15 protein-coding genes and 1 pseudogene are annotated in these 15,522 nt (G+C 70.0%); 10 read left to right on the top strand and 6 right to left on the bottom strand.

Features of this window, described 5'->3' with window-relative positions:
• Window positions 1-162 precede the first annotated feature (162 nt).
• From DEU35_RS00690 to DEU35_RS00680, 3 genes and pseudogenes are all read right to left on the bottom strand, one after another.
• Window positions 163-1,518: pseudogene (locus DEU35_RS00690) on the bottom strand (APC family permease); the annotation flags it as partial.
• Window positions 1,519-1,769: 251 nt separating this feature from the next.
• Entirely contained in the window at window positions 1,770-3,164 is a 1,395-nt protein-coding gene (locus DEU35_RS00685) for an aspartate aminotransferase family protein (protein ID WP_116238342.1), read from the bottom strand.
• Window positions 3,161-3,631: an Lrp/AsnC family transcriptional regulator gene (locus tag DEU35_RS00680; protein ID WP_116238862.1), complete on the bottom strand. Its 471-nt coding sequence runs from the start codon at window positions 3,629-3,631 to the stop codon at window positions 3,161-3,163. Before DEU35_RS00680 ends, DEU35_RS00685 begins: the two co-directional genes overlap by 4 nt.
• Window positions 3,632-3,775: 144 nt before the next feature.
• Here DEU35_RS00680 and DEU35_RS00675 point away from each other — a divergent pair, with 144 nt between their 5' ends.
• Both DEU35_RS00675 and DEU35_RS17505 read left to right on the top strand, forming a co-directional pair.
• Window positions 3,776-5,419 carry a cellulase family glycosylhydrolase gene (locus DEU35_RS00675; protein WP_116238861.1) on the top strand — a complete coding sequence of 548 codons (1,644 nt, stop codon included), beginning with the start codon at window positions 3,776-3,778 and terminating at the stop codon, window positions 5,417-5,419.
• Window positions 5,420-5,511: 92 nt separating this feature from the next.
• Window positions 5,512-7,509 (top strand): glycosyltransferase family 39 protein, encoded by a 1,998-nt coding sequence (locus DEU35_RS17505; RefSeq protein WP_116238341.1) that lies wholly within the window; start codon window positions 5,512-5,514, stop codon window positions 7,507-7,509.
• A gap of 174 nt (window positions 7,510-7,683) precedes the next feature.
• Here the strand turns inward: DEU35_RS17505 and DEU35_RS00665 are convergent, their stop codons facing one another.
• Window positions 7,684-8,475, bottom strand: coding sequence for an alpha/beta fold hydrolase (locus tag DEU35_RS00665; RefSeq protein ID WP_116238340.1), 792 nt, complete (start codon window positions 8,473-8,475; stop codon window positions 7,684-7,686).
• Between the two features lie 57 nt (window positions 8,476-8,532).
• Between DEU35_RS00665 and DEU35_RS00660 the strand changes: the two genes are divergently transcribed.
• The 6 genes from DEU35_RS00660 to DEU35_RS00635 all read left to right on the top strand — a co-directional run bounded on the left by DEU35_RS00660 (window position 8,533) and on the right by DEU35_RS00635 (window position 12,264).
• A complete protein-coding gene (locus tag DEU35_RS00660; RefSeq protein WP_103210617.1) occupies window positions 8,533-9,099 on the top strand; it encodes a mismatch-specific DNA-glycosylase in 567 nt (188 codons plus the stop codon).
• 41 nt (window positions 9,100-9,140) lie between these two features.
• A complete protein-coding gene (locus tag DEU35_RS00655; RefSeq protein WP_103210619.1) occupies window positions 9,141-9,560 on the top strand; it encodes a DUF2809 domain-containing protein in 420 nt (139 codons plus the stop codon).
• 62 nt (window positions 9,561-9,622) lie between these two features.
• Entirely contained in the window at window positions 9,623-9,919 is a 297-nt protein-coding gene (locus DEU35_RS00650; RefSeq protein WP_103210621.1) for a DUF1905 domain-containing protein, read from the top strand.
• 3 nt (window positions 9,920-9,922) lie between these two features.
• A complete protein-coding gene (locus DEU35_RS00645) occupies window positions 9,923-10,402 on the top strand; it encodes a prepilin peptidase (protein WP_103210623.1) in 480 nt (159 codons plus the stop codon).
• Between the two features lie 67 nt (window positions 10,403-10,469).
• Window positions 10,470-11,540: a YihY/virulence factor BrkB family protein gene (locus DEU35_RS00640; protein ID WP_116238339.1), complete on the top strand. Its 1,071-nt coding sequence runs from the start codon at window positions 10,470-10,472 to the stop codon at window positions 11,538-11,540.
• Window positions 11,533-12,264 (top strand): NAD(P)H-hydrate epimerase, encoded by a 732-nt coding sequence (locus DEU35_RS00635; RefSeq protein WP_116238338.1) that lies wholly within the window; start codon window positions 11,533-11,535, stop codon window positions 12,262-12,264. The genes DEU35_RS00640 and DEU35_RS00635 overlap by 8 nt, the downstream gene beginning before the upstream one ends.
• A 10-nt stretch (window positions 12,265-12,274) precedes the next feature.
• On the opposite strand, the gene DEU35_RS00630 is transcribed toward DEU35_RS00635, so the two are convergent.
• Window positions 12,275-13,030 (bottom strand): glutamine amidotransferase, encoded by a 756-nt coding sequence (locus tag DEU35_RS00630; protein ID WP_116238337.1) that lies wholly within the window; start codon window positions 13,028-13,030, stop codon window positions 12,275-12,277.
• A gap of 68 nt (window positions 13,031-13,098) precedes the next feature.
• Between DEU35_RS00630 and DEU35_RS00625 the strand changes: the two genes are divergently transcribed.
• Window positions 13,099-13,326 carry a response regulator gene (locus DEU35_RS00625; RefSeq protein WP_103210629.1) on the top strand — a complete coding sequence of 76 codons (228 nt, stop codon included), beginning with the start codon at window positions 13,099-13,101 and terminating at the stop codon, window positions 13,324-13,326.
• Window positions 13,323-13,967: a CYTH domain-containing protein gene (locus DEU35_RS00620; RefSeq protein ID WP_116238336.1), complete on the top strand. Its 645-nt coding sequence runs from the start codon at window positions 13,323-13,325 to the stop codon at window positions 13,965-13,967. Before DEU35_RS00625 ends, DEU35_RS00620 begins: the two co-directional genes overlap by 4 nt.
• 153 nt (window positions 13,968-14,120) lie before the next feature.
• Here the strand turns inward: DEU35_RS00620 and lpdA are convergent, their stop codons facing one another.
• Entirely contained in the window at window positions 14,121-15,518 is a 1,398-nt protein-coding gene (lpdA, locus tag DEU35_RS00615) for a dihydrolipoyl dehydrogenase (RefSeq protein WP_103210632.1), read from the bottom strand.
• Window positions 15,519-15,522 lie beyond the last annotated feature (4 nt).

Genomic DNA, 15,522 nt, shown 5'->3' with positions numbered 1-15,522 from the left:
GTATCAGTCTGCTGTGACGAGGGAAGCGCTCAAGTAGGGGGGACCGAAGGGTGGGGTGCGCAGGAACTGGGGTGCGCAGGAACTGGGGTGCGTCGGTTCGTCACGGCCCGTCCACGGGGCGGCCGCGACACCCCTGCAGAAGGGATGCCGCGGCCGAGGCGATCAGACCTCGGAATGAGGCCCGGGGACGGTCTTGTTCACCCCGGTCACCGGCTCGTTCTCGTCGAACGAAGCGATCGGTCGACGGAAGCCGCGCGTGAGGATCACGAGGTAGATGACGCCGAGCGCGGTCCAGATCAGCCCGCCGATGAGGGCGTGCATGTCGAGGTTGACCCACAGCAGGCCGGTGAGCAGCATGCCGATGCCGGGCATCACGATGTAGCGCAGGATGTCGCCGGGGGTCTTGTGCAGGCCCTTGCGGACGGCGAACCACGCGATCACCGAGATGTTCACGAACGTGAAGGCGATGAGCGCGCCGTAGTTGATGTACGCCGCGATCTGCTCGAGCGTGAACTCGATCGCCAGCAGGCTCACGAGCCCCACGATGACGATCGAGAACGTGGGGGTGTGCGTCTTGGGGTTGATGAAGCCGAAGACTCTCCGCGGCAGCACGTTGTTGCGCCCCATCACCATGAGCATGCGCGACACCGATGCGTGCGAGGCGAGCCACGAGGCGAGCGTCGCCGCGAAACCCGCCGCGGTGAGCACCGCCTGCAGCACGGGGCCGCCCACCTGCACGCCGATCTCGGGCAGCGTGCTGTCTTCGATCGCCTCCTGCGGGAACGCGGTCGAGTCGGGGAAGCGCAGCTGCGTCACGTATGAGGCGATGAGGAAGATGAGACCGCCGACGACGAGCGTCAGCACGATGGCGCGCGGCATGATTCTCGGGGTCTTGGCCTCTTCGGAGTACATCGACACCGCGTCGAATCCGATGAACGAGAAGCACACGACGGTGGCTCCCGCGAGCACCGCGCCGAACTGCACGTCGCTGTGGGCGAAGGGGGCGATCGACACGGGCGTGCCGGCTCCCGCGCCGCCGACGAGCTGCACGACGACCATGACGACGAAGACCGTCATCACGAGGATCGAGAACACGAGCAGCAGCATGTTGACGTTCGAGGTTCCGCGCATCGTCAGGTAGATGATGCCCGTCACACCCGCCGTGAAGACGACGACCCAGAGCCAGCCCGGGACATCGGGGAACAGGGCTTCCATGTAGCTGCGCAGGATGAGCGCGTTCACCATCGGCAGCAGCATGTAGTCGATGAGCGCGGTCCACCCGACGACGAAGCCGACGCCCGGGTGGATGGACTCGCGCGCGTACGTGTAGGCGGAACCTGCGCTGGGGATGACGCGGACCATCTTGCCGTAGCTGATGGCGGTGAAGATCAGCACGACGAGCGCGACCGCGTAGGCGGCCGGGACGACGTTGTCCGTCTTCTCGGCGACGAGGCCGAAGGTGTCGAACACGACGGTCGGGGTCATGTAGCCCAGGCCCAGGCCGACGATGGACCAGAGCCCGAGCGTGCGGGCGAGCTTGGCGCTCGAGTGGGACGGGGCCGCCGAGGCGGCGAGGTTCTCGTTCGTGGCTCCTCCTGGAGGGTGCGGGGCGCGACGTCGTCGCGACCGGAGATGGTGTCGGGTACAGCATCGAGAGCACCGCTCGCGGGTGGGAGCGGGAGTACCGGCGGGGGTGGTGCCGGGGGAGCGGCGGGCGCCGCCGGTGGAGCGGGAGGGATGCCGACAGGGGTGGCGCCGGCATCCCGAGGTCAGAGGCGGGTCCAGGCCTCGGTCAGGACGGAACGGAGGATCTGTTCGATCTCGGTGAACTCGCCGGGGCCGATCGTGAGGGGCGGGGCGAGCTGGATGACGGGATCGCCCCGATCGTCTGCGCGACAGTAGAGTCCGGCGTCATACAGGGCCTTCGAGAGGAAGCCGCGCAGCAAGCGCTCGGATTCGTCATCGTCGAAGGTCTCTTTCGTCGCCTTGTCTTTGACGAGTTCGATGCCGAAGAAGTATCCGTCGCCGCGCACGTCGCCGACGATGGGCAGGTCCAGCAGCTTCTCGAGCGTCGAGCGGAAGACGGGGGAGTTCGTGCGGACGTTCTCGAGCAGCCCCTCCTCCTCGAAGACGTCGAGGTTCTCCAGCGCGACCGCGGCCGACACGGGGTGTCCGCCGAACGTGTAGCCGTGCGGGAAGGTCGCATCGCCGTGGGCGAAGGGCTCGTACACCCGGTCGCTGACGATCGTGCCGCCCAGAGGCGAGTAGCCGCTCGTGACGGCCTTGGCGAACGTGATCATGTCGGGTTGGTAGTCGTAGGCCGTGGCGCCGAAGTAGTGGCCGAGGCGGCCGAAGGCGCAGATGACCTCGTCGGAGACGAGCAGGACGTCGTAGCGGTCGCAGATCTCGCGCACTCGTTGGAAGTAGCCGGCCGGGGCGGGGAAGCAGCCGCCCGCGTTCTGCACCGGCTCGAGGAAGACGGCCGCGACGGTCTCGGGCCCCTCGAACTGGATCATCTGCTCGATGCGGTCGGCGGCCCACAGGCCGAACTCCTCGGGGGTGCCGCCCCCGAACCCCGATTCCTCGGCGCGGTAGAAGTTCGTGTTCGGGACGCGGAATCCCCCCGGCGTCACGGGCTCGAACATGTGCTTCATGACGGGAAGGCCCGTGATGGCCAGGGCACCCTGCGTGGTGCCGTGGTAGGCGATGGCGCGCGAGATGACCTTGTGCTTGGTCGGCTTTCCCTGCGTCTTCCAGTACTGCTTCGCGAGCTTGAACGCCGTCTCGACGGCCTCGCCCCCGCCGGTGGAGAAGAACACGTGGTTCAGATCACCGGGGGCGAGATGGGCGATCCGCTCGGCGAGCTCGATCGCGGCCGGATGGGCGTACGACCACAGCGGGAAGAACGCCAGTTCCTCCGCCTGCTTCGCCGCGGCCTGAGCGATGCGCCGTCGGCCGTGGCCCGCGTTGACGACGAAGAGCCCGGCGAGACCGTCGATGTACCGCTTGCCCGCGGCATCCCAGATGTGGTGTCCCTCGCCTTTGACGATGATCGGCACCCCGGGGCCGTCCGTCATGACGGACTGTCGGGCGAAGTGCATCCAGAGGTGATCCCGGGCCTTGGCCTGGAGATCGGACTGCTGATCGGTGCCGAGAAGGGTCATCGCGTCCCCCAGTTGTAGAGCTGACGGTGGAGTTTGAGGTAGACGAACGTCTCGGTCGAGACGACGTCGGGCAGGGCTCGGAGGCGGTCGTTGAGCAGGTCGATGAGATCGTCGTCGCTCTCGCACACGACCTCGACGAGCAGATCGAACGAACCCGCGGTCGAGACGACGTAGGTGACTCCGGGAAGCTCCGCCATCGCGGTGGCCACGACCCGGGTGTCGCCAGAGACGCGGACGCCGATCATGGCCTGGCGCGCGAAGCCCAGCTGCATCGGATCGGTGACCGCGACGATCTGCAGGATGCCGGCATCCTGAAGTTTCTGCACGCGCTGGCGCGTCGCGGTCTCGCTCAAGCCCACCGCCTTGCCGATCTCGGCGTAGGAGCGGCGCCCGTCCTCCTGCAGCTGCTCGACGATGGCCTTCGAGACGGCGTCGAGGGCGGTGTTGCGTTCGATCGACGGGCTCATGATCGACGACGGTATCAGCGGAATCATCCGCAGTACAGCGCTGGATCCGACGTTTACAGCCGCGTGATGGAGCGGAAACCGCGGTCCACGCGGAGTCGGTTCGAGGGGGCTCGTTGTCCCAGTACGATGACCGCGGGGGTGCACATGTCCGCACTGCGCACGAACTGGTCGTCCACGCGTCGCGTCCTCCGCCGCGCGGCGGCCTTCGCCGCGGGCGCGACGCTGGTCGCCGCGGGCGCGATCGCCTCTCCCGCATCGGCCGCGTCGACGCTACCGGGCTGGCTCTCGACCAACGGGTCGACGATCGTGACGGCGGCCGGTGCTCCGTTCACGATCAAGGCCGCCGCGTGGTTCGGGATGGAGACCTCGAACTGCGCTCCGCACGGACTGTGGTCGATCTCGCTCGACGACGGTCTCGCCGCGATCGCGGGCATGGGATTCAACGCGATCCGCCTGCCCTTCTCGAACGAGTGCCTCACCGCGAAGGCGTCGAACTCGATCAACGCGGCCGTCAACCCGGGATTGGTCTCGCTCACTCCGCTCCAGCTGATGGACACCGTCGTCGCCCGCGCCAAGGCCCACGGCCTCTCGGTGATCCTCGACCGGCATCGCCCCGATTCCGCCGCGCAGAGTGAGCTCTGGTACACCGCGCAGTACAGCGAGCAGCGGTGGATCGACGACTGGAAGATGCTGGCGGGCCGCTACAAGAACGAGCCCTCGGTCATCGGCGTCGACCTGCACAACGAGCCCCACGGCGCCGCCTGCTGGAACTGCGGCGACCCGACACGCGACTGGCGCGCGGCGGCCACCCGCGCCGGCAATGCCGTGCTCGCGGTGAACCCGAACCTGCTGATCATCGTCGAGGGTGTCGAGCGCCAGAACGACGGGTCGAGCACGTGGTGGGGCGGCGGGCTGAAAGATGCGGGTGCCGCACCGGTGACCCTGGCGGTGAAGAACCGGGTGGTCTACTCCCCGCACGACTACCCCGCGAGCGTCTACACGCAGCCCTGGTTCTCGGCATCCGGCTATCCCGCCAACCTCGAAGCGGTGTGGGATGCCAACTGGGGTTACCTCGTGCGCAAGAACATCGCTCCCGTGCTGCTCGGCGAGTTCGGCACGAAACTCGAGACGGCCAGCGACCGCGCTTGGCTCGACGCGCTCGTGGGGTATCTCGCGAAGACGAAGATCAGCTACGCCTACTGGTCTTTCAACCCCAACAGCGGCGACACCGGAGGGCTCGTCGGCGACGACTGGCGTACGCCGCAGAGAGCGAAGCTCGCGGCTCTCGCGCCGATCCTGACACCGGCCGCGGCACCGGCACCGCAGCCGAACCCCGCGCCGACAGTGACTCCCCAGCCGACGCCGAAGCCCAGCGCTTCCGCGTCGACGACCCCGAAGCCCACGGCGACGCCGAAGCCCACGGCGACGCCGAAACCGGCCACGCCCAGCGCGTCGCCCACGCCCACCGTACAGCCGGGGGCGAGTTCACCCGCCGGCATCACCGCCGCGTGGGTTCCGCAGAGCACGTGGGGCGAGGGATACGTCGCCGAGGTCACGGTGACGGCCACCGGGCCGGTCAAGAAGTGGTCCGTGTCGTTCGACGCCCCCGGTACCACCGCGGTGTCGAACGCGTGGGGCATGAGCTGCTCCGTCGCCGCGGGCCGGGTGACGTGCACCGGTCGCGACTGGGCGGCTGCGCTCGCGCCCGGTCAGACCGTGCGGGTGGGTCTGCAGGCCGCGGCCACGCGAGCGCCATCCGCTCCGACGCTCACCGTCTCGGCATCCTGAGTCGCCTCCGCGGAATGAGCGGAACCTCATCCATCGCTCGCACATAGCCTCCGCAGGGCTGCGGTGAGGCAAGCGCTGCCTACGATGCGCCGGTGACCGCTGCTTCTCCTCACCTTCCCGCACCGACGCTCCCGCTGGCGTCGACCTTGCGCCGCCCCCGCCGGTGGACCGTCGGTCTCCTGGCCATCGGGCTCGTCTCGCTCGTCCTCACGGGGTGGCAGATATGGGCGGGGGCGCCGAGCGAGTACTACGCATCGATCGCTCTGTCGATGAGCCGATCCTGGTCGAACTTCTTCTTCGGAGCCGTCGACCCCGCCGGGACCGTGACGCTCGACAAGATCCCCGGGTCGTTCTGGATCCCCGCGCTGTTCGTGCGGGCCTTCGGGTATTCGGCGTGGGCGGTGATCCTGCCGAACGCCCTCGCGGCGGTGGCCGCGGCCCTCGTCACCGCCGTCACCGCACGACGCGTCGCGGGAGAACGTGCCGGGCTGATCGCCGGAGCGGTGGTCGCCGTGACGCCGATCCTGGTGGCGGTCGCGCGCTCGAACCAGCCCGAGACGTTCTTCGTGCTCGGTCTGTCGCTGACGGCCTGGGCGGCGGTGCGAGCCGTCCAGGCGCGGAGCCTCGGGTGGCTCACCGCCGCGGGAGCCCTCATCGGCCTGTCGTTCCAGTTCTACGAACTCGAGGCCTGGGCGGTCTGGCCGGCACTGGCCGCCGCGTACCTCTTCACCCGGCAGTCCTGGGGCCGACGGATCGGCCACCTCGCGCTCGCGGGGCTGGTGAGCCTCGCGGCCTCGCTGTGGTGGGTCGCGATCGTCTCGCTCATCCCCGCCGGAAGCCGGCCGTACATCGGCAGCACGATCGCGAACAACCCGTGGGAGATGGTGTTCGGCTACAACGGGCTGGGCCGTTTCTCGGCGACCGCCGACAGCGGAGCCTACGAGTCGTTCACTCCGCCGTTCTCGGGGGAGCCCGGGGTGCTGCGCCTGTTCAACGCCCAGCTCGCGGGCCAGGTGGCGTGGCTCATCCCGGCCGCCGTCGTCGGCCTCATCGTGCTGTGGGTGCTGCGCTTCTCGCGTCCGCTCACGGTGCTGCTGACCGTGTGGCTCGTGACGTTCGCCGCGATGTTCTCGGCCGTCGCGGGAATGCACCAGTTCTACACGGCCTCACTCGCGGTACCGCTCGCTCTCGCGGTCGGCGCCGCGCTCGCCGCGGCACATCGCGCGGGGAAGGTCTGGCCGCAGATGGCGATCGTCTGCGCCGCGGGGGCGACGGCTCTGGGCATCGGCTTCTCCACCGGCGGGTACAGCGTGCCCGTCTCGATCGCCCAGGCGCTTGCGGCGGTCATCGCGATCGTGCTGCTGTCGACGCGTCATCGCGGGCGCCCGGTGGCGACCGTCGCACTGATGGTGGGTCTGCTGCTGACCCCGGCCGTCTGGTCGGCGGTCACCGTCGCGCACCCCAACTCGATCAACCCCGTCGCGGGAGGGGTCTCGGAGAGCTCGGGTTTCGGCGGCCGGGGCTTCGGTGGAGGCGAGTTCGCCGGGGGGATGCCGACCGGCGGGCGCGGTAGTCAAGGAGTGGGTGCCGCGCCCGGTGGCGCAGGAACGCCAGGGCAGGTCTTCGGGCAGGGATCCGGCCGGGGAGGAGCGCCCGGCGGCTCGACCTCGGGGCACACGCGCGGGGGATCGGGTGGGGCGCCGACCGGTGGGGCGGGCTTCGGTGCGGGCGGCGGGGAGGACAATGCCGCACTCCTGTCGTGGTTGCAGGCCCGCAGCGCGGGGTCGACGTACCTGGCCGCGACCTTCGGGGCGCAGTCCGCAGCGCAGTTGATCATCGCTTCGAACGGCGGGTCGTTCCTCCCGATCGGTGGATTCAACGGCACGGACGACGTGCCGACCCTGCAGGCGTTCACCGCGATGGTCGATTCCGGTCAGGTGCGGTACGTCATCGGCGGCGATCAGCGCGGCGGCGGCACGTCCATGGCGGCCGCGGCCACGACCACCGCGTCGTCGCAGATCCGCACCTGGGTGACCCAGCACTGCGCGACCGACGCGTCCGCCCCCGCGACCGTCTACGACTGCGGCTGATTCGGCATTCCCGCGTGGAGCGAGCCCCGAGCACGTCGAGTGTCCGAAACACCCGGACGACTTCGAAAACGCCCCGGGTGTCTTGGACACTCACCACGCGGCGCGGGATGCGCCGCGAAGCACGGCGCGAGATGCCGGCGGGCGGCGCGACAGGCACAGTGCCCGTAGCGTGAGTCAGCGCCCCAGGAAGTCCATGCCGGCCTCGCGGAACGCCCGCGCGCCGGGAGCGTTGACGTGGTGGCGGCCGGGGATGTCGGCGAACTCGCCCCGGGGCAGAAGCCCCGCCAAGTGCTTCGACTGGTCGTGGATGGGGTCTTCCGTTCCCGTAGCGATGAGCACGGGCTGCTGCGGGGGCGACGAGGGATCGGGGTCGGTCTCGCCCAGGCGCATCCCCTCGGCGATCGCGACGAGCGCACGCAGGTCGTTCCCCGGGACGCGTTCAGCGAGCGAGACGTAGCGCAGGGTCGTGGCATCCTGAACCGGTTCTCCGTGGTCGAGGAAAGCGCGAGCCTGGTCGACCCGCAACCGGGCGAGTGGACGACCGTCCGGGATGCCGCCGAGCACGGCGCGCTCGACATGTTCGGGCGCGTCGACGGCGAGCTGCCAGCCGACCCGCCCGCCCAGGGAGTATCCGAGATAGCGCACCTGATCGAGCAGGTACGTGTCGAGCACGGCGACGAGGTCGGAGACCAGCGTGGGCATCGTGTACGACGCGGCGTCGTGCGGCTTGTCGCTCGCGCCGTGGCCGCGCTGGTCGACCGCGATGACGCGGTATCCGGCGCGCAGCAGGTCGCGCACCCATCCGGTGTTCACCCAGTTGTCGCGGGTGCTGGACCCGAAACCGTGGACGCAGAGCACGGGGTCGCCCTCGACGTCGCCCCACGAGTAGGTGGCGAGACGCACGTTGTCGCCGACGATGACGAACTGCGCGGGAGGGACCTCGGTCAGGGCGGGAACGGCATCCATTCCTCCGATCCTGGCAGAGCGAGCCGGCCCGTACGCGGTAGTGGTCATAGTGGTCTCATGGGATATACGCGCGCCGAGCTCGAGTCGTATCGGGATGCCACGCGGCCCGACCTCGTGGAGTCGGGCGTGCGGCTGCTCTTCGTCGGCATCAATCCGGGACTGTGGACAGCGGCGACCGGCACCCCGTTCGCGCGTCCGGGCAATCGCTTCTGGCCGGCGCTGGTGAGGGCGGGGATCCTTCCGCGTCTGCCCGCGTACTCGAAGCCTCTCGGCGACGAGGACCGCCGCATGATCTTCGACGCCGGGGTGGGCGTGTCCAACCTCGTCGCGCGGGCGACCGCGCGGGCCGACGAGCTGTCGCGGGAGGAGCTGCGCGCGGGTGCGGCGTCGCTCGTCGAGCGGGTCGCCGGGTGGCGTCCTCAGGCTGTCGCGGTCGTCGGGCTGACCGCCTACCGTCAGGGGTTCCAGCGGCCCCGCGCGACCGCGGGGCGACAGGAGGAGTCGATCGCGGACGTCCCCACCTGGGTGCTGCCCAACCCCAGCGGGCTGAACGCCCACGACACCGTCGACTCTCTCGCTCGCGCGTACGCCGACCCGGCGCGGGCCGCGGGGGTCATCCGCTGACGCGGGTCTCACGCCGCGGCGGAAGGTGTCACGATGGCAGGATGCCGCCCACCCGACGCCGCGTGATCGCCCTGTTCGCCCTGGCCGCGGTCGTCGCCGCGGGGCTCGTCGTCCACCTCGTGCTGCCCTCGAGCGCCGCGACCGACATCGCGGGGGACGCGCTCTACACGGTCGCGATCTATGCCGGGGTCGTGGTGGTTCTCCCGCGGCTGCGGCCGTTCTTCGTCGGCCTGACCGCCGGAGGGTGGAGCGTCGCCGTCGAGCTGTTCCAGGCCACGGGGATTCCTGTCGAACTGGCGGAAGGGTTCCGGCCCATCGCGCTGGTGCTCGGGACGGGGTTCGACGCGCGCGATCTCGTCGTCTACCTCTGCGCGGCGGTGGTCGCCGTCGGAGCGGATGTCGTCGTCGGGCGTTCGCTGGAGCGCGGCACGGGAGCATCGAGGCTCCTCCCCAGGGGATGACGTCCTCCGTCGGTCGTTCCTCGCCGGTATCGTGACCAGCTCGCGAGAGAAGAGGAGCGGCGATGAGAGTGCGGTTCGAGGGAGACGTCTTCCGCTGGGCAGCACGCAGCGACAGCGACTGGTACTTCGTCGCGCTGCCACCCGAGCCGAGCGCGGAGATCCGCGAAACGCAGACGTACCGCCGCGGCTTCGGCGGGGTGCGGGTCGACGCCACGATCGGCCGCACGACCTTCCGCACCTCGATCTTCCCGCAGGCCGGGGGCGTCTACGTCCTCCCTCTCAAACGCGCGGTGCGCGACGCCGAGGCGATCGACCCCGGGTCGGTCGTGCGGGTCGATCTCTTCGTGCTCGACGCCTGAGCGGTGCCGGTGTTGGTCGCGCTCGCCACCGCCGTGTTCGCCGTGGCCAGCGTCGGACTGGTCGTGGTCGACGTGCGCACCCACCGCTTGCCCGATGCCGTCGTGCTGTCGGCGCTCGTCGTGGTCGCGGGGCTCCTGACAGTCGAAGCCCTTCGCGTGGGCGACACACCGCGCGCGGTCGGCGTCGTCGGGGGTGCGGGAGCGACGTTCGCCGTCGCCCTCGCGCTGCACCTCGGCCGCCCCGGGGCGTTCGGAGGCGGAGACGTCAAGCTCGCCGCTCTCGTCGGCGCGCCGCTCGGATGGTACGGGCCCGAGGCCGTGGCATCCGGTCTGCTCATCGCTCTTCTTCTCGGCGGGGTCGCCGCAGCGGGCGTGCTGCTCGCCGGCGGTCGGCGCGTGCAGATCGCCTACGGCCCCTGGCTGTTGCTGGGCGCGTGGCTGCGCCTGCTGAGCGGCCCCGGAGAGCCGACACCGTCGAGCTGACCTGTCGCTCCCGACCCCGACGGTCAAGCCCGAGGGACTCGCCCCCTCGCGCCGATAGCCTGACCACATGGCTGACCTCATCCGTCGTGTCACGGCGTGGGCGCTGCGGCTCCGTCTTGTGCGCGCGTTCCTCGTCTATTCGGGGGCGCGCGGCCCCATGCTGGCCGACAGTGTGACCTATCGCACCCTGTTCAGCCTGTTCGCTGCGGTGCTCATCGGGTTCTCGTTCGCGGCGATCTGGCTCTCGGGCAATCCCGAGGCGTTCGCGGCGCTCGAGCGCTCGGTCAACAACGTGGTGCCCGGCCTGGTCGGGCCCCAAGGTCTGCTCGATGTCAGCACGCTCGATGCGCCGCGCGAGTTCACCGTCGCGGGGGTCATCGGAACCATCGGTCTGCTCGGCGCCGCGATCGGTGCCGTGGGCTCGTTGCGCTCGGCGCTGCGGCAGATCGCCGGCGTCGCCACCGACGACACGCTCCCCATCCTCGTCATCGTGCGCAACCTCGCGGTCGCGATCGGCATCGGCGTCGCTCTCGTCGGCGCGGCCGTCGTGACCTTCCTCGCCACCGCGGGGCTCACGTTCGTGCGGGAGCTGCTGGGCATCTCCGCCGACTCCTGGATCTCCGCGGTGTTGACCTGGCTGGTCTCGACGGTCGTCGTCCTGGTTCTCGACACGGCCGCCGTGGCCGTGGCCTTCGCCGCCCTCTCGGGCGTCAAGACGCGCCGACCCACGCTCCTACGGGGTGCCCTTCTCGGCGGTGTGGGACTGGTCGTCCTGCAGCAGTTGTCGGGGCTGTTCGTCGGCGGGGCGGGCAACAACCCGCTGCTCGCGACGTTCGCCTCGCTCATCGCCCTGCTGCTGTGGCTGAACCTCTCCAGCCAGGTCATCCTCATCGCGGGCGCGTACATCACCGTCGCCACCGAAGAGGACCACGACCGCGTCCGCGCGAAGTACGGCGCGTCGACCATGATCCAGTTCCGCGTCCGCCGGGCCGAGAAGGCGGTGCGGGCTGCGACCGGCGAGCTCGACGCCGCCCGCGCCGCAGAGGCGAAGGAGCGTGAGAACCTCGCGAAGAACGACCCTGCCGCGGCCGCTCGCGAGGACCGCGCCGAGGCTCGCGCGGGGTCCCCCGATGAGTGAGTCCGCGAGCGGGCTGCTGGCCTCGGGGGAGCGCGTCGCCGCGTACAGCGCCGACGCCGTCCGTGCCGCTGAGAAGCCTCTGCTGGCGGGGGGCCTGCCGCTCATGCGCTGGGCCGCCGCGGCCCTGGCCGACATCGTCGCGCAGCAGCTCGCCGCGCGCCCCGGAAGAGTTCTCGTCCTCGTGGGCGCGGGCGACAACGGAGGAGACGCCCTGTACGCCGCGGCCGACCTCTGTGGCGTCGCCGAGCGAGTCGATGTCGTGCTCGTGCGCGATCGCGTGCACCGAGCGGCGCTCGATGCCGCGGTGGCCGCGGGAGCGCGCGTGCGTTCGGCATCGGAGGTCCGCGGTGAGCTGGCCGAGTACGTGCTCGTGCTCGACGGCATCCTCGGCATCGGTCGTCTGGCGGACCGGCGCCTGCGCGGGGGAGCGCGAGCCCTCGTGGAGTGTGTCCTCGGCCTCGAGAAGCAGCCGCTCGTCGTCGCGGTCGACCTGCCCAGCGGTCTCGATCCCGACGACGGGACAGCGGATGCCGCCGTGCTCGCCGCCGACGTCACGGTCACGTTCGGTGCCCTCAAGTCGGGCCTGGTCCGTGGACGGGGTCCGGAGCTATCGGGACGCGTGCATCTGGTCGACCTGGGGCTTGGTCCGTACCTTCAACTCGCGCATCCCGCCGTCACCGCCTCGGTCGAGGTCGTGCGGGTCACCGCGCCGCAACGCCGGTGACGACGACGCCTCAGCGGGCGTAGCGCTCGACGAACGTCCGCAGCATGCGCGAGGGGAAGGTCACGGGCGCTCGGCGAACGGCGGCCAGCGTCAGGCCGAGTTCGTCCGCCGCGAAGTAGCCGTAAGAGGCGTAGGCATGGATGCGCGTGACGATGCCGTCGAGGTCGAGCTCGGGGTGGAACTGGGTCGCGTAGACGTTCTGCTTGACCCGGAACATCTGCACGGGGCACGTCGGCGACGACGCGAGAAGGGTCGCCGCGGGCGGAAGAGAGCGGATCGCCTCTTTGTGTCCGACGAAGGCGGGGAAGGTCGCGGGGAGGCCTTCGGCGAGCGGATCGGCGCGGCCGGCCGGGGTCAGCGACACATCGACCACGCTGATCGGCTCGGCGAACGTGCCGTCGATGGGCGCGGCGAGGTGCGTCCCCAGGGTGCCGACCCCGTAACAGGCGCCCAGGAAGGGGAGGTCTCGGGCGACGACCTCGTCGACGAGGGCGGCCATCTCGGCTTCGACGCGCTGCTGAACGGCGGATTTCCGCTCGATCGGATCGGAGGCGTTGAAGGGGCTTCCACCGACCAGGATTCCCGACACCTCGTCGAGGTCGAACTCGGGCATCGGATCACGCTCGAGCCGCACGCGGAGCAGTCGCTCGGGCGGCAGACCCGTGAACCGCAGGAAGAGGGCGTACTCCTCGTCGGCCGGCTGGTTCTCGGCGCGCGTCGCCAGCAGCACGAAAGGGCGGTCGCCGGGCAGATCGGTCGAGGTCACTCCAGCGATTGTAGGTCAGCGCTGTCAAGGCGCCGGGCGGTGTCGGTGCCGCGGTCTACGCTGGCGTCATGGCTATTGCACGACTGACCGGAGGCCCGCTCGACGGGCAGGTGCTCCCTCTCGAGAACGAGTCCGACGACACGCTGATCATGCCCTACAGCGAGGGCCAGCTGGTGTACCGACGCGACGGCGGCCTCGCGAACGAGGGCGAGTCCGATGGACCCACCGAGGCCGTCTTCGTCTACGCGGAAGAGACCGAAGACATCAACCCCGACGCCGACGGACGCGACGATTGAGCGGAGCCCCGAGCGGGTCGTCGAACGTCGAGATCGAGTCGAAGTACGACGTCGACGATGAGACGCCCCTTCCCGACTGGGCGGCCCTTCCGGGCGTGACGCGGGTCGGCAGCCCCGAGCCACGCGATCTGGACGCACGCTACCTCGACACCGCCGACGCCGACCTGGCGCGGGCGGGGATCGCGGTCCGCCGACGCACGGGTGGCCCCGACGCCGGATGGCACGTGAAGGGTCCCGTCGAAGGCGCCGGGCGCAGCGAGACGCAGTGGCCGCTCGAGGACGCCACCGATTCCGACACCGATCCGGTGGTGCCCGAAGCGATTCGGCATGCCGTCGCCGCGGTCGCGACGCCACCGTTCACGCCCCTCGCCCGCGTGCGAAATCGCCGCACGGCCTACGCCCTGCTCGACGCCGACGGGAACGAGGTCGCCGAGTTCGTCGACGATCGCGTCCGTGCGCGCGACGAGCGACGCGGTGTGGAGTCCGCGTGGCGGGAATGGGAGGTCGAGCTCGGTCCCGCAGCTCCCACCGACGACGAGGGCCGCAAGGCGTTCTTCGCGGCGGTCGATGCGGCGGTGTTCGCTGCGGGCGGCCGCCCCGCGGCATCCGGATCCAAGCTCGCGCGCGCTCTGGGACACTGACCCCTTCGCGCCACGCGTACCCGGGGCGTCTGCCCGACGACACGGTTGTTTCGCGCAGCCGAGACGTCGAGCAGGCGCCCTCTCGCGTTCATGCCCGCGGAGACGACGAAGGCCCGCCCGGTCGAACCGGGCGGGCCTTCGTGCGTCACGCGATCAGAGGTTGATCATGTGTCCCGTCAGGCCGTGGAAGGCCTCCTGCAGACCCTCCGACAGCGTCGGGTGGGTGTGCACGTTGCGGGCCGCCTCGAGGGCCGTGAGGTCCCACTTCTGGGCGAGGGTGAGTTCGGGCAGCAGCTCGGACACGTCGGGGCCGATGAGGTGGCCGCCGATGAGCTCGAGCGTCTCGGCGTCGGCGACGAGCTTGACGAAGCCGACGGGCTCGCCCAGGCCGTTGGCCTTGCCGTTGGCCGAGAAGGGGAACTTCGCGACCTTGATGTCGTGACCGGCGTCGCGAGCCTGCTGCTCGGTGAGGCCGAACGAGGCGACCTGCGGGTTGCAGAAGGTCGCGCGCGGCATGTTGCGGTAGTCGCCGAGGGTCTGCGTCTCGGCGCCGGCGATGGTCTCGGCGGCCACGACGCCCTGCGCCTCGGCCACGTGGGCCAGCTGCAGCTTCGCGGTGACGTCGCCGATCGAGTAGATGTGCGGGACGTTGGTGCGCATGTGGTCGTCGATCTCGATGGCGCCGCGCTCGGTGAGCTTCACGCCGGTGTTCTCGAGACCGAAGCCGTCGACCTTGGGAGCGAAGCCGATCGACATGAGCACGCGGTCGGCGTCGATCGAGCCGGTCGAGCCGTCTTTCGCGGTGTAAGCGACGGTGACCTTGTCGCCGTGGTCGGTCACAGAGTCGACCTTGGTCGAGGTGAGGATGTCGACGCCGTAGCCCTTGTACTGCTTCTGGATCTCTTTCGAGACCTCGGCGTCTTCGTTCGGGAGGGCACGGTCGAGGAACTCGATGATCGTGACCTTCACGCCGTAGTTCGTCATGACGTAGGCGAACTCCATACCGATGGCGCCGGCGCCGACGATGACGATCGACTCGGGGAGCTCGCGGGTGAGGATCTGCTCCTCGTAGGTCACGACGTTCTCCGACAGGCTGACGCCGGGGAGCAGGCGGACGGTGGAGCCGGTGGCGATGATCACGTTGTCGAAGGTGACCTGCTCCTTCGAGCCGTCGGTCAGCGCCACGTCGAGCGTGTGGTCGTCGGCGAAGAAGCCGCGGCCCTCGTACTCGGTGACTTTGTTCTTCTTCATCAGGTAGTGGATGCCCTTGACGTGGCCGGCGGCGACGCTGCGCGAGCGGTCGAACGCCTTGCCGAAGTCGAAGGTGACATCACCCGAGATGCCGAACAGGTCGGCCTTCGCGTGGAACGTGTGCGCGAGGTCGGCGTTGCGCAGGAGGGCTTTGGAGGGGATGCAGCCCACGTTGAGGCACACACCGCCCCAGTACTTCTCTTCGACGATCGCGACCGACAGTCCGAGCTGTGCGCCGCGGACGGCGGCGACGTACCCGCCGGGACCCGCACCAAGAATGACCAGATCGTAATGAGGCATGGTT

Origin of the sequence: Microbacterium sp. AG157 (assembly GCF_003385695.1) — a bacterium.
In the GTDB taxonomy this organism is placed as follows: Bacteria; Actinomycetota; Actinomycetes; order Actinomycetales; family Microbacteriaceae; genus Microbacterium; species Microbacterium testaceum.
The sequence above is the reverse complement of the archived record's forward strand: the minus strand, read 5'-3'. Positions and strand labels throughout refer to the sequence as shown.